Origin of the sequence: Pseudomonas sp. KNUC1026 (assembly GCF_021650705.1) — a bacterium.
In the GTDB taxonomy this organism is placed as follows: Bacteria; Pseudomonadota; Gammaproteobacteria; order Pseudomonadales; family Pseudomonadaceae; genus Aquipseudomonas.
Genome location: NZ_CP087138.1, coordinates 450,528 through 471,592 on the forward strand (window position 1 = coordinate 450,528; position 21,065 = coordinate 471,592).

At 62.9% G+C, this 21,065-nt stretch carries 12 protein-coding genes and 1 pseudogene; 2 read left to right on the forward strand and 11 right to left on the reverse strand.

Annotation, left to right across the window (positions count from 1 at the left end):
- Nucleotides 1-1,149 precede the first annotated feature (1,149 nt).
- A complete protein-coding gene (locus LN139_RS25065; RefSeq protein ID WP_329610998.1) occupies nucleotides 1,150-2,280 on the reverse strand; it encodes a dermonecrotic toxin domain-containing protein in 1,131 nt (376 codons plus the stop codon).
- A gap of 73 nt (nucleotides 2,281-2,353) precedes the next feature.
- A complete protein-coding gene (mltF, locus tag LN139_RS01785) occupies nucleotides 2,354-3,814 on the reverse strand; it encodes a membrane-bound lytic murein transglycosylase MltF (RefSeq protein WP_236360210.1) in 1,461 nt (486 codons plus the stop codon).
- A 178-nt stretch (nucleotides 3,815-3,992) separates the two neighbouring features.
- Here mltF and purL point away from each other — a divergent pair.
- Together purL and LN139_RS01795 are read left to right on the forward strand one after the other, a co-directional pair.
- Nucleotides 3,993-7,893: pseudogene (gene purL / locus LN139_RS01790) on the forward strand (phosphoribosylformylglycinamidine synthase).
- 1 nt (nucleotide 7,894) lies between these two features.
- Nucleotides 7,895-8,206: a Nif3-like dinuclear metal center hexameric protein gene (locus tag LN139_RS01795; protein ID WP_236358257.1), complete on the forward strand. Its 312-nt coding sequence runs from the start codon at nucleotides 7,895-7,897 to the stop codon at nucleotides 8,204-8,206.
- 520 nt (nucleotides 8,207-8,726) lie between these two features.
- Here LN139_RS01795 and LN139_RS01800 read toward each other — a convergent pair.
- The 9 genes from LN139_RS01800 to LN139_RS01840 all read right to left on the reverse strand — a co-directional run bounded on the left by LN139_RS01800 (nucleotide 8,727) and on the right by LN139_RS01840 (nucleotide 21,045).
- Nucleotides 8,727-10,196: a mannose-1-phosphate guanylyltransferase/mannose-6-phosphate isomerase gene (locus LN139_RS01800; protein ID WP_236358258.1), complete on the reverse strand. Its 1,470-nt coding sequence runs from the start codon at nucleotides 10,194-10,196 to the stop codon at nucleotides 8,727-8,729.
- Nucleotides 10,197-10,307: 111 nt separating this feature from the next.
- Nucleotides 10,308-10,970, reverse strand: a complete 663-nt coding sequence (locus LN139_RS01805) for an alginate O-acetyltransferase AlgF (RefSeq protein WP_236358260.1) — start codon at nucleotides 10,968-10,970, stop codon at nucleotides 10,308-10,310.
- Nucleotides 10,971-10,999: 29 nt separating this feature from the next.
- Nucleotides 11,000-12,142, reverse strand: coding sequence for an alginate O-acetyltransferase (locus LN139_RS01810; RefSeq protein WP_236358262.1), 1,143 nt, complete (start codon nucleotides 12,140-12,142; stop codon nucleotides 11,000-11,002).
- 10 nt (nucleotides 12,143-12,152) lie between these two features.
- On the reverse strand, nucleotides 12,153-13,721 hold the full coding sequence (locus LN139_RS01815; RefSeq protein ID WP_236358263.1) for an MBOAT family O-acyltransferase: 1,569 nt from the start codon (nucleotides 13,719-13,721) through the stop codon (nucleotides 12,153-12,155).
- Nucleotides 13,722-13,843: 122 nt separating this feature from the next.
- Entirely contained in the window at nucleotides 13,844-15,007 is a 1,164-nt protein-coding gene (locus LN139_RS01820; RefSeq protein WP_268944806.1) for a mannuronate-specific alginate lyase, read from the reverse strand.
- Nucleotides 15,008-15,014: 7 nt separating this feature from the next.
- Nucleotides 15,015-16,499 carry an alginate O-acetyltransferase gene (locus LN139_RS01825; protein ID WP_236358265.1) on the reverse strand — a complete coding sequence of 495 codons (1,485 nt, stop codon included), beginning with the start codon at nucleotides 16,497-16,499 and terminating at the stop codon, nucleotides 15,015-15,017.
- Nucleotides 16,500-16,510: 11 nt separating this feature from the next.
- A complete protein-coding gene (gene algG, locus LN139_RS01830; RefSeq protein ID WP_236358267.1) occupies nucleotides 16,511-18,106 on the reverse strand; it encodes a mannuronan 5-epimerase AlgG in 1,596 nt (531 codons plus the stop codon).
- A gap of 27 nt (nucleotides 18,107-18,133) precedes the next feature.
- Entirely contained in the window at nucleotides 18,134-19,612 is a 1,479-nt protein-coding gene (locus LN139_RS01835; protein ID WP_236358269.1) for an alginate export family protein, read from the reverse strand.
- Nucleotides 19,609-21,045 carry an alginate biosynthesis protein AlgK gene (locus LN139_RS01840; protein WP_442964367.1) on the reverse strand — a complete coding sequence of 479 codons (1,437 nt, stop codon included), beginning with the start codon at nucleotides 21,043-21,045 and terminating at the stop codon, nucleotides 19,609-19,611. Before LN139_RS01840 ends, LN139_RS01835 begins: the two co-directional genes overlap by 4 nt.
- Nucleotides 21,046-21,065: the final 20 nt, after the last annotated feature.

The following is a 21,065-nucleotide window of genomic DNA, read 5'->3' on the forward strand; positions in this document are numbered from 1 at the left end:
TGATGACGGCTGTGAAACTGTATTGCCCGGTGGGATCGGTGTGCTGGCCTCGGTCCAGCACATCGAGGTAGCGCCGCAACCTGGCGGGCATGTCGCCGGTTTGAGAAAACTGGTCCAGGTCGGCCTGGTGAGCGTCGCTGAGCAGGTGTTCCATGTACAGGGTGTCGACGCCTTCCTTGGCGAACTGATCCATCTGCTCGATCAAAAGCTGCTTGGATGCTCGAGCCCAGTGCGCTTCACCCACCACCAGGCCCTGGCTGCGCGCAAAAATGGCGCGGATCACCTGCTTCGGCGGGGTTTGCGGTGCGAGGATCGGAAGGTCCGGGTGCGGCTGGGCAACCGCAGGCTTCAGGAATGCCTCGGCATCCCGAGTCAGCTGTTGCTGTGCGTTGAGGTAGACGTTTGAAATATCCGAACTGTTCTGCGGGTCGGTGACATAGCCTTCGAGCCGGCGGTCGCCGGGGTGGGTCATGATGTCGGCGAGTTCAGCCTCATATTGCGCGGGCAGTTCGTAGGGCAGCAGTACGCGTGGCACCAGCGGCGCCGGTTTGCGCTGGCGTACCCAAGGCAACGATTTGTCGAGCCGGCCGCCACCTTTCAGGCCGGGCCGAGGTGCCAGTTCCCACTCGTCGCCCGCAGCCAGGCGCAGGGGGGCGCTGTGCTGAAACGAGCCAGGGTTGGCGGGGTCCACAACCACCCAGCTCTGCAGTTCGCGCACATAGCGCACCGCGTAGGCATCACCATTGACCCGGGCGTAGGTCCGGCCATCGGGCAGCGCATAAACGCCCTTGCCGACGCCTTCGGTGCCTGGGGTATAGGGGGCCAGCAGCACATTGGCCTGCAAGGGCCGCAGCGCTTCGGCATCGCCAATATAGGCCGGCCCCCGGGGAAGGTGCTCGGGCCCAGGCAGCACATCCGGTGGTACGAACGGGTCGGGTTCGGCAGCCTCTTGAGCAGGTGCTTGCACAACCTCGCGCTCTGCTTCTTCCGCCCCTGCGCCTGCCCAGGCTCCCCACAGGTAGGCCGCGTTGAACAGCACATCGATACTGGCAATGATCGCGGCGATGATGGCGGCCTTGCGTTCGCCGTGGGTGGGTGCGTTCACCGCCTGGTCGATGCTCAGCCCCACGTTGGCAAGGCCCGCGCCCACTACTGCCAGCGCCACCGGCCAGTCCACCGCCGCCATGGGGCCGAACACCCGGTTGAATGCACCCAGGTAGCCTTGCCACATCTTCTCGCGTTGCTCGGCGTTGCTGTGCAGCACTGCCTGGGCATCGGCGAGCATCTCAGCCGTGCGCGTTCGGCCAGCACGGTGAAGGGGTCGGCCTGCAAGCGGTCTTGCGGGTGGTAGATCAGTGAGCGGTCATCGCGGCCCCAGGTCGAGTAGAGCAGGTCGATCACAGGATTCAGGCCAATGCGGGCGCCTTCCAGATGAGTGTCCAGTGCAAAGTGCAGCATGAACCTCGCCCGTGGCTCTGCATCCTTGTTCTGGTCCAGCAGCCACCAGTGCAGCGCCTGCACGGAGCTGAATTTCTGGATCGCGTTCACTTCACCGGGCATCCAGACAAAATGCTCACCGGTCGGCGTTTCGGCGCAGAGGATATCGGTGGAGGTGTAGTCGCCGACGCGCAGCAGGTACAGCCGGGCGTCGCTAGGTGCGGTTTGGGATTGCTCCAGCATCGGCAGGGTCAGAGGTGCGCTGGCGGTATTCGCCACCGCCCGCAACAGCCATTGCGCGTCTTCGTCGCTGAGAGCGCCAGCTTGGCGTTCCTCTAGTATCTGGCCGAGAAAGTGCGCCTTGGCCAGCAGGCGGTAGTCGTCGCGGTGGTCTTCCCAGAACACCGTCACGTAGCGAATGAAGTCGGCCTTGAAATCGATCCTCCATAGCCAGGCAAGCAGGGTGCTGGGCAACAGCGGCACCTCATTGCTGCTGTCGTACCGCTCGGCGCCCGGGCCTGCTGTATAGAAGCCGCTCACGGTGTCCAGGTCGTCGGTGGCGTCCTGATCGTTGCTGTTGAAACGGTGCATCACCAATTGCACCAGCGTCAGCGATTGCGCCGGTGGCTGGTAATGCGCCCAGCCGCTGAACGCCTTCGCATCGCTCGCCAGGTCGGTGAAGCGGTGCCAGTAGATGGCTTCGGGGTCCAGGCCGGTGATGCCGTGCTCGTTCAGAAAGGCACAGGCCAGGTCAAGGACCTGCCGTCGCAGGTCGGGGCAGGCCTGGGTAATCGTCGCTGCCAGTTCGTGCAGGGCTGTTTGCGCGTGGGAAGTGTCGGTCATGGGAACATCCTCGGGTAGGGAGTGCCGAGGATGTACAACGCCAGGTGGCCGCTGGCGCTAGAGGATTAACACCTCAGAGTGGCGAGGCGTCAGGTTCGGGCTTGGCCTTGTCTACGCCCGGCACGTGCAGTTTGCCGTCGGCCACCTGATTGCCTTCAAGCTGCGGCTGGGTCACCCAGTTGAGGATGTCGTAGTAACGGCGCACGTTGGCAACGAAATGTACGGTTTCACCGCCTCGGGCGTAGCCGTAGCGGGTTTTGCTGTACCACTTCTTCTGTGACAGGCGTGGCAGCATCTTCTTTACATCCAGCCACTTGTCCGGGTTCAGGCCTTCACCCTGCGCCATCTTGCGTGCGTCTTCGAGGTGGGCGGTGCCGATGTTGTAGGCCGCGAGGGCGAACCAGGTGCGGTCCGGCTCCTTCACGCTGTCGTCGACCTGGTCGACCATCGAGGCGAAATACTTCGCGCCGCCCATGATGCTCTGGCGCGGGTCGAGGCGGTTGGCCACACCCATGGCCTGGGCGGTGTTCTGGGTGAGCATCATCAGCCCGCGCACGCCGGTCTTGGAGGTGACCGTGGCCTGCCACATCGACTCCTGATAGCCGATGGCGGCGAGGATCTTCCAGTCGAGCTTCTGCTCGCGCGCGTAGTTCTGGAAGTGCTTCTCGAACTTGGGCAGGCGCTCCTGAAGGTGCTGGGCGAAGGTGTAGGCGCCCACATAGCCGAGCACGTCGACATGGCCGTAGTAGCGGTCTTTCAGGCGTTGCAGGGTGCCGTTCTTGCGGGCCTGGTCGATGAAGGCGTCGATCTCGTTGAGCAGGCTGTTGTCTTCGCCTGGCGCCACGGCCCAGCGCTGGTCGCGCGCATCGCCCAGGTCGAAGGCCACGCGAACGTTGGGGAAATACACCTGGTTCATCGCCACTTCGTTGGAGTCGACCAGGGTGTAGTCGATCTGGCCTTCGTCGACCATGCGCAGCAGGTCGACCACCTCGACCTGGTCGGACTCCTCATACTCGATGCCGGGGAACTGCTGCTTGAGCTGGGCCAACTGCTCGGCGTGGCTGCTGCCCTTGAGCACCATGATCTTCTTGCCGATCAGGTCCTTGGGTTCGGTAGGGCGTGCCTGGCCGTTGCGGTAGATGATCTGGGGGGTCACTTCCAGGTAAGGATGGGAGAAACGCGCGTCGATGGTACGGTTCTGCGAACTCACCAGCCCTGCTGCCGCCAGCACGGGGCCGCCGGGCTTGCCCAGTTGCGAGAAGATGTCGTCGAGGTTGTCGGCCGTGCTGATTTCGAGCTTGACGCCCAGTTCGTCGGCGAAACGCTTGACCAGCTCGTACTCGAAGCCGGTTTCGCCGTTCTTGTCCTGGAAGTAGGTGGCAGGGCTGTTGCGGGTAATCACGCGCAGCACGCCATCCTCCTTGACACGCTCAAGGGTGCTGGGTTTATCCACGCAGCCGCTGAGCATCAGAAGGAGACCGGTTGCGAGCAGCCACAGCGCGTGGCGCAGTCGGAAGGCAGTCTGGGCGAACATGGCGTGCAGTATACGCAAAGCACCCTCGCCACCATATATCGACAGCGCCTGATAACTCTGATAGGCGAAAGCTTCGTGAACCAACCGTCATTGCCCGTTGCATACGGGTGCCCTGCGCAAACGGTTTAGGCTAGAATGCACGGCCTCTATGCACACCCCCTCCGAGGCTGTTCCGAAGATGCTGATCCTGCGCGGCGCTCCTGCCCTTTCTGCCTTTCGACACGGTAAATTGCTCGAGCAACTGAGCCAGAAGGCCCCCGCTGTCACTGGCGTTTACGCCGAATTCGCCCACTTCGCCGAAGTCACCGGCGAGCTGGGCGAGGCGCAGCAGGGCGTGCTGGCACGCCTGCTCAAGTACGGGCCCAGCGTGCCGGTGCAGGAGCCTTCGGGCCGGCTGTTCCTGGTGCTGCCGCGCCTGGGCACCATTTCGCCCTGGGCGAGCAAGGCCACCGACATCGCCCGCAACTGCGGGCTGGGTGAGATCCAGCGCCTGGAGCGGGGCATCGCCTACTACGTGCAGGGCGAGCTCAGCGACGCCGACGCCGCCCTGGTCGCCCAGGCGCTGCACGACCGCATGACCCAGCGCGTGGTCAGCCGCCTCGAAGATGCCGCCAGCCTGTTCAGCCACGCCGAGCCCAAGCCACTGTCGGCGGTCGACGTGCTCGGTGGCGGCCGGGCCGCGCTCGAGGCTGCCAACGCAAGCCTGGGCTTGGCCCTGGCCGACGACGAGATCGACTATCTGGTCAGTGCGTTCCAGGGGCTGGGGCGCAACCCGCACGACATCGAACTGATGATGTTCGCCCAGGCCAATTCCGAGCACTGCCGCCACAAGATCTTCAACGCCAGTTGGGACATCGACGGCCAGGCTCAGGAAAAGAGCCTGTTCGGCATGATCAAGAACACCTACCAGCTGCACAGCGAAGGCGTGCTCTCGGCCTATAAAGACAACGCCTCGGTGATCGTCGGCCACACCGCCGGGCGTTTCTACCCCGAACCCTGAAACCCGCCAGTACGGCGCGGTGCAGGAGCCGGTGCACATCCTCATGAAGGTGGAAACCCACAACCACCCGACCGCCATCTCGCCGTTCTCCGGTGCCTCCACCGGCTCCGGCGGCGAGATCCGCGACGAAGGCGCCACCGGCCGCGGCTCCAAGCCCAAGGCGGGCCTCACCGGTTTCACCGTGTCGAACCTGAACATCCCCGGCTTCGAGCAGCCCTGGGAGAAGCCTTACGGCAAGCCCGAGCGCATCGTCACCGCACTGGACATCATGATCGACGGCCCGCTGGGCGGCGCTGCGTTCAACAACGAATTCGGCCGCCCGGCCCTGACCGGCTACTTCCGTACCTTCGAACAGGCTGTCGGCAGCCCGCGCGGCGAAGAAGTGCGCGGCTACCACAAGCCCATCATGCTGGCCGGTGGCCTGGGCAACATCCGTGAAGACCACGTGCAGAAGGGCGAGATCACCGTCGGCGCCAAGCTCATCGTGCTCGGCGGCCCGGCCATGCTGATCGGCCTGGGGGGCGGTGCGGCGTCCTCTGTCGCGACCGGCGCCAGCTCCGCTGACCTGGACTTCGCCTCGGTGCAGCGCGAAAACCCCGAAATGGAGCGCCGCTGCCAGGAGGTCATCGACCGCTGCTGGCAGCTGGGTGAGCACAACCCGATCGCCTTCATCCACGACGTGGGCGCGGGCGGCCTCTCCAACGCCTTCCCGGAGCTGGTCAACGATGGCGGCCGCGGCGGGCGCTTCGAGCTGCGCAACGTTCCCAACGACGAGCCGGGCATGGCGCCGCACGAAATCTGGAGCAACGAATCTCAGGAGCGTTACGTGCTGGCGGTCGACGCTGCCAACTTCGAGCGTTTCAAGGCCATCTGCGAGCGCGAGCGCTGCCCGTTCGCCGTCGTGGGCGAGGCCACCGAAGAGCCGCACCTGACCGTCACCGACAGCCACTTCGGCAACAGCCCGGTCGACATGCCGCTGGAAGTGCTGCTCGGCAAGCCGCCGCGCATGCACCGCAGCGTGCAGCGCGAGCAGGAGCAGGGCGACGGCTTCGACGCCTCCAGCCTGGACCTGGCCGAAAGTGTGCAGCGCGTGCTGCGCCACCCGGCCGTTGCCAGCAAGAGCTTCCTGATCACCATCGGCGACCGTACCATCACCGGCCTGGTCGCCCGTGACCAGATGGTCGGGCCATGGCAGGTGCCGGTGGCCGACTGCGCCGTCACCGCTACCAGCTTCGACGTGTATACCGGTGAAGCCATGGCCATGGGCGAGCGCACCCCGCTCGCGCTGCTCGACGCGCCAGCTTCTGGGCGCATGGCAGTGGGCGAAACGCTCACCAACCTCGCCGCCGCGCCGATCGAAAAACTTTCCGACATCAAGCTCTCCGCCAACTGGATGGCCGCCGCCGGCCACCCCGGTGAAGACGCGCGCCTGTACGACACGGTCAAGGCCGTGGGCATGGAACTGTGCCCGGCGCTGGGCCTCACCATCCCCGTGGGCAAGGACTCCATGTCCATGAAAACCCGCTGGAGCGATGAAGGCACCGAGAAAACCGTCACCTCGCCAATGTCGCTGATCGTCAGCGGCTTCGCGCCGGTCAGCGACGTGCGCAACGTGCTTACGCCGCAACTGCGTATGGACAAGGGCGAGACCGATCTGATCCTGATCGACCTGGGCCGCGGCAAGGACCGCATGGGCGCCTCGATCCTGGCCCAGGTACACGGCCAGATCGGCCAGCAAGCGCCAGACGTCGACGACCCCGAAGACCTCAAGGCCTTCTTTGCCGTGGTCCAGGGCCTGGCTCGCGATGGCCACCTGCTGGCCTACCACGACCGCTCCGACGGCGGCCTGCTGGTCACTGCGCTGGAAATGGCCTTCGCTGGCCACTGCGGCCTCGACCTGCGCCTGGATACCCTGGCCCAGCACGAGGGCGAGATCGCCCAGGTGCTGTTCAACGAAGAGCTGGGTGCGGTGATCCAGGTACGCCAGGACGCCACCCCGCTGGTGCTGTCGCAATTCAGCGCTGCGGGCCTTGGCGAGGATTGCGTGATGGTCGTTGGCCAGCCGGTCAACAACGGCCATGTGGTCATCCGCTACGAGCGTGACGTCGTTTACCAGGGCGAGCGCCGCCTGTTGCAACGCCAGTGGGCCGAAACCAGCTACCAGATTCAGCGCCTGCGCGACAACGCGCACTGTGCCGATCAGGAGTTCGACGCACTGCTCGAAGAAGACAACCCGGGCCTGAGCGCCAAGCTCGGCTTCGACGTCAACGAAAACATCGCAGCGCCGTTCATCAAGACCGGCGTTCGCCCACAGGTGGCCGTGCTGCGTGAACAGGGCGTCAACGGCCAGGTCGAAATGGGCGCTGCCTTCGATCGCGCCGGCTTTGCCGCTATCGACGTGCACATGAGCGACATCCTCGCCGGGCGTGTCGACCTCGCCGAGTTCAAGGGCCTGGTGGCCTGTGGCGGCTTCTCCTACGGCGATGTGCTCGGCGCAGGTGAAGGCTGGGCGAAATCGGCGCTGTTCAACACCCGCGCCCGTGACGCTTTCCAGGGCTTCTTCGAGCGCAGCGACTCGTTCACCCTGGGTGTGTGCAACGGTTGCCAGATGCTTTCCAACCTGAGCGAGCTGATCCCTGGCAGCGACTTCTGGCCGCACTTCGTGCGCAACCGCTCCGAGCAGTTCGAAGCGCGCGTGGCGATGGTTCAGGTGCAGGAGTCGAACTCGATCTTCCTCAAGGGCATGGCCGGCTCGCGCATGCCGATCGCCATCGCTCACGGCGAAGGCCATGCCGAGTTCGCCAACGAGCAGGCGCTGATCGAGGCCGATGTCTCCGGTTGCGTGGCGCTGCGCTTCGTCGACAACCACGGCAAGGTCACCGAAAGCTACCCGGCCAACCCCAATGGCTCGCCACGTGGCATCACTGGCCTCACCAGCCTCGACGGCCGCGTGACCATCATGATGCCGCACCCTGAGCGGGTGTTCCGTGCGGTGCAGAACTCCTGGCGCCCTGACGACTGGAACGAAGACGCGGCCTGGCTGCGCATGTTCCGTAACGCCCGCGCCTGGGTGAGCTGATTTGCACAAGCTCTGCTTCTTCGTACCGCCAAGCCACCTGGAGGCGGTCAAGGAGGCAGTCTTTGCCGCTGGTGGCGGCAAGATCGGCGATTACGACCGTTGTTGCTGGCAGGTGCTGGGGGAGGGGCAGTTCCGCCCCTTGCCCGGTAGCCAGCCGTTCATAGGCACCAGCGGTGCCGTGGAGCAGGTGACCGAGTGGCGGGTGGAGCTGGTGGTCAATGATGAGCGCATCGCTGCTGCGGTGGAGGCGCTCAAGGCCAGCCACCCTTATGAAACACCGGCGTATGAGGCTTGGCGCTTGGTGGATCTCTGAGAAACTCCGTCGCCCGTTACACAGCGTCCGTTACACGTCGCCCGGCACAGCCGGCCTCCCACGAGGCCATCAGCGATCCCGAAGTAAATCGCGGTAAAGCAAAAGGCCCGCAGGGCAAGCCTTGTGGAAAGGATTGGTATGGGGCCGGATGTTGCTACCGCCTCCGGGGCCTGCACTCACCCGATCTGAGTGTTGTGGCTACATCCGTGGGAGGCCGGCTTGCCGGGCGACGTCTAACGGACGCCGTGTAACGGACGCCGTGTAACGGACGCCGTGTAACGGGTGACACCTGGCGGATCTCTGGAAAAGCTTTCGCCCGTTACACGGCGTCCGGCAAGCCAGCCTCCCATAAGGCCATCAGTGATTCCGAGATAAATCGCGGTAAAGCAAAAGGCCCCCGGGGCAAGCCTTGTTGAAGGGCTTGGCTCGGGGGCCTTTTGCTATGGGGATCGGATGTTGCTACCGCCTGCCGGGGCCAGCACTCCAGCGTGGGAGGCCGGCTCGCCGATGAGGCGGGCTATCAGTGATGCTGCTGCTGAGTGATCGCCTTGACCGACACACCACCTTCGAGCGAGGTACCGCCCGAACGGCCGTAGATGTCTTCGAAGCGCTCGATGTCGTCTTCGCCCAGGTAGGAACCCGACTGCACTTCGATGATTTCCAGCGGGATCTTGCCCGGGTTGCGCAGGCGGTGTACCGACGCGATCGGGATGTAGGTCGACTGGTTCTCGGTCAGCAGGAACACGTTCTCATCGCAGGTCACTTCCGCAGTGCCAGATACGACGATCCAGTGCTCGGCGCGGTGGTGGTGCATCTGCAGCGAGAGCGAGGCGCCCGGCTTGACGCTGATGTGCTTGACCTGGAAGCGGCCGCCCATGTCCACCGAATCGTACGAGCCCCATGGGCGGTACACTTCGCAGTGATTCTGGGTTTCGCTGCGGCCGGCTTCGTTCAGGGTAGCGACCATCTGCTTGACGCCCTGGACCTTGTCCTTGTGCGCAATCATCATAGCGTCCTTGGTTTCGACGACCACGATGTTGTCCAGGCCAATGACCGATACCAGCTTACCATTGCCGTGGATCATGCAGTTGCGGCTGTCTTGCACCACAACGTCGCCCTTGGTGACGTTGCCGCTGTCATCCTTCTCGTGCACTTCCCACAGCGAAGCCCAGCAACCTACGTCGCTCCAGCCCGCCGACAGCGGCACTACGCAGGCGCGCTGGGTTTTTTCCATGACGGCATAGTCGATGGAGTTGTCAGGGCAACAGGCGAAGCTGGCTTCGTCGATGTCGACGGTGTCGCCTTCCTGCTTGCTGCGCTCAAGGGTCAGCAGGCAGTTGTCATAGATGTCCGGGTCGTGCTTTTTCAGCTCTTCCAGGAAGCGGCTGGCGCGGAACAGGAACATGCCGCTGTTCCAGAAGTAACCGCCGGCCTGTACGTATTCCTGGGCGCGGGTTTCGTCGGGTTTTTCGACGAACTGCGACACGCGGGAGACGCCTTCCGGCAGCAGCGCATCGGCAGTGGATTTGATGTAGCCGTAGCCGGTCTCAGGGCGGGTGGCCGGCACGCCGAACAGCACCATTTCGCCACGCTCGGCGGCAACGGTGGCCAGGGCCAGAGCGCGCTGCAGGGCTTTCTGATCTTCGATCACGTGGTCGGCTGGCAGTACCAGCATCAGGTCATCACGGCCTTCGTTGATCAGCTTCATGGCCGCCAGGGCCACGGCAGGGGCGGTGTTGCGCCCGAAGGGTTCCATCAGCAAGCCCTGGGTCTCGAGCTTGAGCGCAGCCAGTTGCTCGCTGACGATGAATTTGTGGTCTTTGTTGCAAACGATAACTGGCTTATCCATGCCTTCGAACAACAGGCGCTCCAGCGTTTGCTGGAACAGCGTGTGCTCACCGGTCAGAGCCAGGAACTGTTTCGGGAATTGCTTGCGCGAGAGCGGCCACAGACGCGAGCCACTGCCACCGGACAAGATCACTGGAATCATGACGTATCTCCAAGATATTTCGTTAAGGAAGTTGGACTGCTGTCGCTGCCGTTTCTTCTTGTTCCATTTAAAGTGGCCGCTTGAACTAAGCGGCCACCCTCATCAGTTAGATCACAAGGCTGGCGGAACAACCCATTCCGCTTTTACATTGCTGCCCGAGCCGGTAACAAAGAGCGAAGTAATTTGACCGCGCTCCAGAGAAACCGGTTTTACGTCCGCCACTTTAGTGGCGCCATCGAACAGTGCGAGGGACACTTTCACCGGGTTGATTTCACGCTGGCCGGACTTACCCGGCGCGACGTTATCAACTACGGCAGTCTTGCCGTCGGCAGTTTTCAGTGTCAAAGATTTGTCCGTCAAATTCTGGACATCAACGCGGGCTTTCTGCTTATTATCGAACTTGGATTCTTCGACCAGTTTGGCGGCAGAAGTTTCATTGACGACCGTATAATATTTGTTGCTGTCCAGTTTCACCGGCAGGCTGGTGCCACCCAGCTGGGCGGTGTAGCTGCCGCCGGGCAGGAAGGAGTAGGCGCTGCTCTTCTGCGGCGCGATCGGGGTGAATTTGGCTGTGCCGATGGACGGTGTGATTTCCTGCGAGCTCGCATTGTAGACACGCACGAACGCGGACCCTGCAGGCGCGGTGGGGTACAGAGCCGAATCACCGCCGGCGAAGGCATTGAGCGAGAGCATCGAGAGGCCAGCGGCCATGGCGCACAGCTTGGCGGCGCGGGATTTGACGATGCGGCGTGGGGCAGTTGCGAGTGCGTACATAGGGTATTTCCTCTTGCTGAAAAATCGAGTCAGTCGTTCTGGCCGACGGCCAGGTTCTGGTTCTTTTTCACGTCTTTCAGTTCTGCGATCCAGTTCGGATCGAAGCTGCTGAGGTCACTTTTCGCCGGCAAGTAACGCTCCGGGAATTCCCAGATCACCACCTGCGGCGGCGCGTTCTTGAAACCGTCGCTCTGCAGATACTTGAGCATCGGCAGGATCGGGCCATGGCCATCTTCGGCGTAGTTAACGACATCGCTATTGAGCGATTGTTGCAATGCACCTACAAAGTTCCAGTGTGGATTGGCGCTGTAACTGGTACCGATCAAGGCAACCGGCACATCGCTATTACCGAACATGTCACCACCGCCGCTGCCGTTGTCGGCGGCCTGGGTCGTGTGCTGGGACAGGTCATCCGGCTTTGGCAGCAGGTTGCTGAACAGCGGGTCCAGCGGCAGGAAGTTGGTCAGGTCGCCCTTGTAAGGCTGAGCAGGCGCGGCCGTGGTGGTGTACTGCACAGGCGTTGCGTTCAGTGGCGTGTTGCTGGCGATGAAGCTGCCCAGCTGTTTGGCCACCAGGTCCGCGCCCATGGGCGTCCAGTGGGTGTCGGTGCGCAGAAACACCTGGCCTTGTTGCTTGCCTTGCTCCAGCGTACCGAGCAGGTCGGGGGCGGCGATGCCGTCCCGTTGCAGCTCGCTGTGCAGGCGCTGGTAGGTGTCGGCGTGCAGCGCGGCAGGTTTCACCTCGCCGATGTGCTCGGGATACACCCGCGCCTTGGCAGGGATCACCGCCATCACCAGCTTGATGTTGTGCTCCTTCAGGCGAGTGGCCACGCCCTTGATCAAGGCCAGGTTGTCAGCCTCGACCTGCTCGCCATGGGCGATCGGGTCGAATTCTTCGTCGCTGTACAGCCACTGGTCGCGGCCCAGCACAACGCCGGGGCGGCCTTCCTTGAACACCTTGTAATCCACGGCAGCCCAGAGATTGGTGCCCAGCCGCTTGATCGGGAACTCGTCGTCGTAGTGGCCTTCGAGCGCGTGGGTGAATTTGCCGTTGAGCACGGTCATCTGTTCGGTCTTGCTGAATGAGCCGAAGCTCACCAGCGACCACAGCCCCAGGATCACCAGGATGCCGAAGAAGGTCAGGACGTAGAGAAGGCGAAGTGTGCGTGTCATGGTCGTCGTCTCAGAACTGGAAGTAGAGGAACGGCGAGAAGCTCTGCGCCGAAAGCTTGAGGATCGAGGCGACGAACAACAGCAGGATCAGCGCGCGCATGGCATAGCGCGGAACGTCCGCCACCCAGTAGGCCGGCTGCACGGTGTGCCCGCCGCCGACGTGGGCTTGCACCACCGCAGGGCTGTCGCCCGGCACCGCCTTGATCTGGCCTGGTTGGGCAGTGGCCGGGCCATTGGCTTCGGCGTCGTCGCGCTTGGCTTCGGCTTTCTGGGCACGAGCGCCGAGCGGGGCGTAGTAGAAGTCGCGCAGGCCGAAGAACGCCAGCGACAGGTAGGCAACCACCAGCGTCGCGATCTGCAGACCGGTCAGGTCTGCGGCCAGCAGCTCGGACAGGTGCCAGTCACTGAAGCTGAACATCGCGCCGTACATGCGCCCGGCCACGTGCAGGTTCTCGGAACGGAAGATCACCCAGCCCATCACCACCAGCAGGAAGGTGAAGATCCATTTGACCGGGTTGAAGCTGCGTGGGCCGGCGTTAATGCCCAGTGCGCGCTCGATGGCCAGCCACAGGCCGTGCCAGGCACCCCAGATGATGTAGGTGAAGTTGGCGCCGTGCCACAGGCCGCCGAGCAGCATGGTCAGGAACAGGTTGCGGTAAGTCGCGAAGGTGCCGCCACGGTTGCCGCCCAGGGTGATGTACAGGTAATCACGCAGCCAGGTGGAAAGGCTGATGTGCCAGCGCCGCCAGAACTCGGTGATCGACTGGCTGATATAGGGCTGCTTGAAGTTCTCCATGAAGCGGAAACCCATCATCAGGCCCAGGCCGATGGCCATGTCGCTGTAACCGGAGAAGTCGAAGTACAGCTGCGCGGTGTACGCCAAAGCCCCCAGCCAGGCATCTCCCGTAGTGGGGTGTTCCAGGGCGAAGGCATGGTCGGCGATCACCGCGATGGTGTCGGCGATGAACACCTTCTTGATAAAGCCCTGCATGAAGCGGGTGCAGCCTTCGCTGAACTTGTCCAGCGTATGGGTGCGGTGGTTGAACTGGTCGACCAGGTCCTTGAAGCGCAGCACGGGGCCGGCGATCAAGTGCGGGAAAATCGCCACGAAGGCAGCGAAATCGATCAGATTCTTGGTGGCCGGGGTGTCGCCGCGGTACACGTCGATGATGTAGCTGATCGATTCGAAGGTGTAGAAGGAGATCCCGATCGGCAGCAGGATGTGCGTCAGGATGAAAGGCTCAAGGCCGAACGAGGTAATGATCTCGTTCATGCTGTCGACGCCGAAGTTGGCGTACTTGAAGTAGCCCAGCACCGCCAGGTCGACCGCCACACCCAGCAGCAGCCAGCGCTGCGAAGCCTTGGTGCGCACACCGTTGGCACCAATGCGCAAACCGATGAAGTAGTTCCACAAGGTGACCCCGGCGAACAGCGCCAGGAAGTCTATCCGCCACCAGGCGTAGAAGATGTAGCTGGAAATCAGCAGCAGCAGGTTGCGGTAGCGATTCGAGCACAGGTAGTACAGGCCGAAGAAGATCGGCATGAACAGGAACAGGAATACGTTGGATGAGAAAACCATCCCGATCTCTCCTTGTTGTTCAGCATTCCAGGGAACTGCTCACAGCTCCCCCCAAACCCCCCATGCCTAACGCATGGGGGAACGTAAAACGCCACCCCCGGGGATGCCCGGGGTGAGGTGCCTCAGAAGCCGTCGTCCTTGTCGTCGTCCTTGCCGCCCTTGTCACCCTTTTCGTGGCTCGGGTCGTAAGTACGGGTCAGGTCGCCGCCCAGGCGAAACGCCTTGAAGGGCTCCATGTCGTGCTTGCGCTCGACGACATCCGCCGCGCACTGGTACAGGTCGCAGTAGGGTTCGAGCCAGGCGAACTTGCTGTTGACCTTCAGATCGGTCATGTCCTGCTCGTTGCCGTTCTTGGCCACAAAACCGCCCTGGTCCTTGATACCGTCCATCACCCGCTTGGCCAGCTTCTCCAGTGCGCCATGATTCTCGCCGCGCAGGTCGACGCCGTTGGCGTTGGCGAAGCTGGCGATCATCATCAGCGGCGGCAGGGCGTAGTTGTGATACGCCAGTGCGCGCTGCTGGCGCTTGAGTTCGTTGGGCAGGAACCCGTCTGGGTCGATCTGCGTGGTGGCGATCTTGAATTCCTTGACCGACCAATCGAACAGGTCGCGGCGGTTGGTCACCACGGAGGTAGCCATTACCGACCAGGCGGCCCAGTAGGAATGGTTGTTGATCTTCTCCATCGGCAGGTTCGACCAGTCGCTCACGACCTGATCGCCCAGCTTGCTGAACCAGCCTTCGATCTGCTGAGCCTGTTGCTCGTGGCCCTGCAGCGGATGGGCGCTTGAGAATTTCAGGCGCAGGTAGGACGAGGACATACTGCCCAGTGCCCATTTGCGCATCGACTTGCCGGTGTGGTTGAAGTCGGTGGACTCCAGCGCATTGGCATTGGCCCAGGTGGTCAGCCAGTTCAGTGCGCAGTCGAGCTGGTTGGGCCGGCCGTCGCGCATGTACTGCATCACGATCTTGCTGATCCCGCGCTCCATGTCGGTGATCGGCTTGGTCGAGTTGCGGAAGGCTTCATCACTGGCGGCGTTGAACGTCGCGCGATGCTTGTCGGAACCTTCGTATTTGCTGCGAAATTGCAATGTGCCGGTGTACGGCTGAGGGATGGCGGGGCAACTGAAGTTGCCATCGCCCACCTTCTGCTTTTCGATGCCTTCGTAGTAGCCATGTGGCGGTACCAGAGGCCCACCGGCCAGCGCCGCGAGCGGGCTGGCCATGGCCAGCCCGAGCAGGGCAGGGGCCAGCAACTTCCTGGCTTTACGAGAGTTCACGCGGTTCATGATCACCTCACAACCCGGCTTGCGCGTTGCGGCGTTCGCTCACGCCGGGGAATACGTTGCGTTTGCACAGCGTCGCTTCGACCTGTTGCGGGCCCGGTTTGGCCGCTGGCGCGCCGTCGGCGGCCTGCTCATCCGGGTTGTCTTCCGGGCCATGCAGCTCCAGAGCCAGCAGGTTCTGGTGGGCCCAGTCGGCATCGTCACGCAGTTCGAAGGCAAAACGCCCGTCGGTATCGGATGTGGTGGGTTTCTCGATCTTGATGTCTTCGTGCCGCCCGTTCATGTACCAAAGGGTGGCCTTCATCGTCTTGACCGAAGTGTCGGCAAACTTAATGTCGATCTGATGGTTGTAGTTTTCGAAGTCCTTCACGCCATTGCGCCCGTTGACCAGCAATTCGCTGGCCTGGTTCGGTTTGAGCGTGGCTTTGCCGGTGAGTTCGGCAGGCTTTCCTTCGCATCCGTTACCCATCATTGCCATCATCTGGCGGTAGATGGTTTCCTGGTCCAGCGGGTACAGCGGGCTGAATTCCCACACCAGGACCTTCGGCGGGTTCTTCTGGAAGTCTTCGCTGCCCAGGTACTGCAGCATCGAGCCCTCGAAACCACCGCCGGGGAACGCCACGTTCAGAACGTCAGCGTTGGTGTTTTGCTGGATGAAACCGGCGAAGTTGTAGTTCTTGCCACTGTGCGAGGTACCCACCAGCGTGATCTGCGGCTCGGCGCTGTCGCCGAACAGGTCGCCGTCACCGGCTTCGCCTTTGGGCTCGGTGGAGAACTGGTCCATGTACTGGATCGCATAGCTGGTACCGCACAGCTGGCCGGCCATGTTCTGCAGGGTGCCGGTCTTGCCCATGCGGCCGGTGACCTTGGTCTCGAACTCGCGCTTGGGAATGCCTTGGTAGGCCGGGATCTGCTTGATGGTGTCGGCGACGATCTTGGCGGTGCGCTGGGCGCCGTACGGGGTCCAGTGCTGGTCACCGCGGAAGTAGAAGTCGTGGGCCTGCTGCTCGTTGGTCAACGGCGAGAGGTCCGGCACGTGGTAGCCCATCGCGGCGAAACGGCCGAGCATGTCCTTGTAGTTCTTCAGCGCCTTGTCGTAGTCGAAGCGGGCGCGGTCGGCCGGCAGCATGTGCGCGCGGTCTACCAGGCCACGGGTGGGCTGGTAAACGATGACCACTTCAACGCCCTTGCTCTTGAACGCATCGTGCAGTTCTTGCAGGCGGCGATAGCCTTCAGGCGTTGTGTTGAACTCGGTGCGCAGGTCTTCGACGGTACGGAACAGCCAGTCGCCTTCGCCCTGGAACAGGGTGGTGAAGTTGCGCTGGTAGCGGGTCACGTAGTTCTTGGCATCCAGCGCGGCCGGGCAGATCTGGCAGCAAGGCTGTGCGGTGAAATTCGGTGCTTGCACCGGCGCCGCCTGCGCGGTGCCTGCAACGGCGTAGAGCGCCGCTGCCAGGCCAGACAAACCGAACCATTTGATCAATGGTGAATGCATTTAGGTCTTCCTCAGTCCTTCGCCATGTCCGATTGCTTTTCGACCGGATCGATCAGCACCGCTTTCTGCTGGCGCACCAGCAGGTCCATGATTTTTTCCTGGTTGTCGCCCAGCACGCCGTTGAAGCTGATGCCGCTGGACTTCGACGGTGCCAGCATCGCCACCTTGTACAGCTCCACCGACAGCGGCGAGTCGATCGCCATGGGGCCTGTGCCGTTGGCCGACAACTGGCCGCCCACCACGATCAGCGACACTTCGGCATCGAACGGGTCGAGCTTGATGTCGCGGTCGGTGTCGGACAGGTCCTTGATGTGGCCATACACGCCCGTCAGGCCATTGCCCATGGCGATGTTGTCGTACAGGCGGATGTTGGTGCTGTTGCGCACGCGGATGCCGTGGCGCTTGTTGGCCAGCACCTTGTTGCCCCACAGCAGGTTGTCGCCGCTTTCGTACAGGGTGATGCCGTCGGTGTGGTTCTGGTAGATGTGGTTGTAGGCAACCACGTTGCCCACGCTGTTACGGTCCAGCACCACGCCGGAAAGGTGGTTGTTGTAGCTGCGGTTGTTGATGATGTAGCTGTTGTCGACTTCGCGCGACACGATGATCCCGTGCTTCTTGTGGGTTCCGTAGACGTCGTTGTCGGCGATGATCAACCCGTGCGAACGGTCGTGCGGGTCGATGCCGTAGATGATGTTGTCTTTGTAGGTGTTGCTCTTGACCACGAAGTCACGGGTCTCGTAGCAGTAGTAGCCGTACCACATGTCGCTGAAGGTCGAACCGATGATCCAGCCGGTGGGCTCTTCACGGTTCATCTGCGCCTTCATGCTGGGCGTGTACTGCGAAATCGAGATCCCGTAGGACTTCGATTCGTTGTAGCCCAGGCTGGCCACGACGGTGTTGACCAGGTACGTCTCGGTACCGCCCCACGACACCAGGAACGGGCGGAACTCGTTCGGCGTCTTGAACTTGCTCGGGCCTTTGGCCTGCTCGCTCCAGCCGGTGACCTTGGTGTCGAAGGTGAAGAACTTGCCGTCGTTGACCAGGAACGAGCCACCTTCCTGCGACAGGCGCAGGTCCTTGACCCGGCTGTCGATTTCCAGCGTCGCGCCGTGGGAGATCACGATCGGAACGCGGGCCACCCAGATGCCCGGCGAGGTTTCGTGCAGGTACTGCTGCGGCACGCTCTTGGCCAGGTCGGCAAAGTTCATGTAGCCGCCGTCGACGAAGATCGCCACCGGAATGCCACGTTGCTTGCCGACCCAGGCGGCGAGTTTGTTGTCACCGCCAATGAAGGCCTTGAGCGGATCTTCCTGCATCATGCGGCGGATCGACACCTTGCCTTTCTTGCTGTGGTCGATCTTGGCCCTGGCGGCCTCGGCGGTGTAGCCGGAAAGGTCGGGCAGCTTGGGCGGCGACATGGCCAGCGGGCCTGCATCGGCCTCGACGATGTTGTAGGTCTTGGCTTGCTGCAGTTCCTTGACCGCGTCCGGCTTGCCCGGCGCCGGTGCCGGCGCGGGGTTGGCCCAGGCGCCGGCGCCTGCGAGCATGATCGCGGCGGCCAGAGCTGTCACTGCGCAGATACGGCCACTGCGGTTAGGATGATTCATCTCAATGCACTCCCTTGGCGGTATTCATCAGAAACGCCAGATCACATCGACGATGGCGCGGTGCATGTAGCTGTCGACGCCACTGCCGTACGCATCGCCCGGCTTGAACACGCCGGCACGCAGGCGAACCAGTGCCGAAGGCTCATCGATGGACTTGGCAACGGCCGCCGGCAGCAGGCCTTGTTTGAAGTACTTGGTCACGACCAGGTCCAGCTCCTGCCCCAGGTCCTTGCTGCCGGGGCTGAGCGGCAGGGTGGAGAGGCGGTCGCCGTTGTTGTCGTCGGGGCCGATCGCGGTGACGTTGTTGCTGCCGATGCCGGTGCTGCCATCGACACGCCAGAACTTGTGGTAGATCAGGCTGGCGTCATAGTCCTCTTGCAGTTCCCATGAGGCGAACAGCGAAGCGGTCTGCACGTTGGCCATCTCGGCCTGGTAGGCCTCACCGAAACGGCTGATGCGCGAGCGGGTACCGGTCCAGCTGGAGCGGTTGCTCTGCAGGCCGTTCTGTTGGTAGTTCTTGCTGGCACGCGAATAGGCGCCGCCGACCTGCCATTGCGGATCGAGGCGGAAACGAATGCCCATGTCGGTAGCCCAGCCGCTGACGTCCTGGCTGGTGCGCTCGCCTGCGGTCACGATCTCGTCGCTGGTGGAGCTGGTGCTCACACGCTTGCGGTTACCGGTCATGCCGGTCAGGCTGCCCCAGTAGTTGATCGTGTTCAGGTTGCGGTGGTTGTAAGCGTCACTGTCAGCTTCGATACCCAGCCAAGTCAGTTTCGCGTTTTCGCGTTTATCCAGATCGTCGACTTCTTCGCCCACCGACGGCAGCTTGCCGTCATCGTTGATGTGGTGCGCGCGGATGCCGATCCACTGGCCCGGCGTCCACTGGTAGGCCGCGTCACCCCAGAAGTGGGTGCGGTCCTTGTCGGTGGGGGAGAGGCGCGAGTAGTCGGTACGGTAGTCGCTGAAACGCTGGCCAACGCCCACGTCTGCCTTGAGCAGGGTGGTGTCGAAGTTCCAGGTCAGCGATTCGATGTAGTTGTCGTGCCACAGGCCGTCGTTCTGTCGCAGGCGCTGGCGGCCGAACTTGAACATCTCGCCCGGGTAGGGCGTCAGGCCGCTGTAGCCGACCCACAGTTCGCGCAGGGCCAGGTAGCTGTTCTTGGCTTCGCGGTCCTTGCTGTAGTACCGGCTGTTGCCCGAGGCTTCCTGGCCCGGCTGTACCAACGGGTCGGTCTGGATGGTATCGGTGGCGGTGACCGCCTGGCCCATGAAATAGCCACTCCAGTTGCCCCACTCACCGTACGCCCACGGGCGCAGGTCAAGGCCGATACCGTTGACGTCGCCATCGGAGCGCGTGCCCAGGTCGCGGTCACCTTCCGATTGAGCAGTGGCCTTGACCTCAAGGCCGAAATTCTGCTCGGTGGTCAGCGCCGCCAAAGTGGGGCACGACCACAAAGAGGCGAACCCCAGGCCGATACCGGCCAGCATCCATTGATTCAATTTCATAGAGATTCGTCCTCACCTACTTCATTCTCTGGCAGGGCGTGCATCGCCACCGCGGCGTTATCCTGGGCCATGGCGCCGCGTGCGGCCATCTCTTGTTGCAAGATCTGCTGGGCTTGCGCACGTTGTTCTGGCAGCACTTGCTGGTCGATGGTCTGGAACAGCTCATCGATCTCCGGGCGCGGCTGGTTCATCGCCTGGGCACGGGCCTTGGCCAGCTGAATGAACACGTAGGCGTTGGTCATGTTCGGCATCGTGCCGCGGCCGTTGGCATAGAGCTGCGCCAAGGCGAAGTCTGCGCTGTTCTGGCCACGGCGCGCTGCGGTGAGCAGGTTGTCGACAGCCTTCTGCGGCTCGACCATGCCCAGGTAACCCCGGCGGTAGATCTGGCCGATGTAGTAGTAACCGCTGACTTGCTCGGGCACAGCCTTCTGGAAGTGCCCCAGTGCGTCCTGGGCATTGGGCAGGATCAGCTTGCCCTCATAACTCATGCGCCCCAGCAGCAGTTCCGCGCGGGTCGGGTCGGCCTCGTGGCCCTTGTCGATGTTGGCCTTGATCGCATCGACATCCCCAAGGTCGGGGTTGTTGTACTGCAGGTCTGCCAGCGTGATGTACGCCTGCGGCCAGCTGGGTGCTGCGTCTTCGAGCAGCTCCTTGGCGACTTTCGGGTCCGGGGTGCCGATGCTCGGATCGGCCATTACCCGTGCCACGCCGTCGACGCGCTGGCCGGTGACGAAACCGAAGTGGAACTTGTTCTTCAGGTCCTCGATCAGGTTGTCGCGGTCCTGGGTACGGTTCTGCTTCTGGTAAACGGTCGCCAGCTCCACGTAACAGATGTCGCTGGTTTCCAGCGCCTGCTTGCAGATGCTTTCGACTTCGCCCAGATGCTGGTCGTAGGTGTTCTGCATGCGGTACAGAATGATCTGCGCCAGGCCCGCCTCGGGATAACCCTGGGCGCGCCATTGGCTGATCTTCTGCTGCGCATTCACATTCGGGAAGCTTTGCGGGTATTGCAGGTACAGCAGCGCCAGCGGCATCAGCACGCCTGGCTCGCCGTTGTCGAACGCCTTGGTCAGCAGCCCTTCGGCTTCATGGCGTTCGGCCTCGGTGGAGTTGGGCTTGACCGCCAGCAGCTTGCCCAGGCGCGATTGCGCCCGTGGCGAGGTGGCAGCGGCGGCCCGATAGGTCGCCTCTGCCTTGGCCAGTTGCGCAGGATCGCCACTGTCTACCCAGGTGTCGGCCAGGCCGATCTGGGCGTCGACGTAACCCATGTCGGCCAGTTGCTGGTAGTTCTTCTGCGCCAGGGCGAGGTCGCCGTTTTTCAGCGCCTCGTTGGCCAGGCGCTGGTCAGGCAGCCCGGCGCAACCGGCGAGGCCGATGGCCACGGCCAGGCCCAAGAGCACGGGCCTGTGCAGGTTCTTGAAAGTATCTGCCACGGTCATCTCCTTAGGGCCCT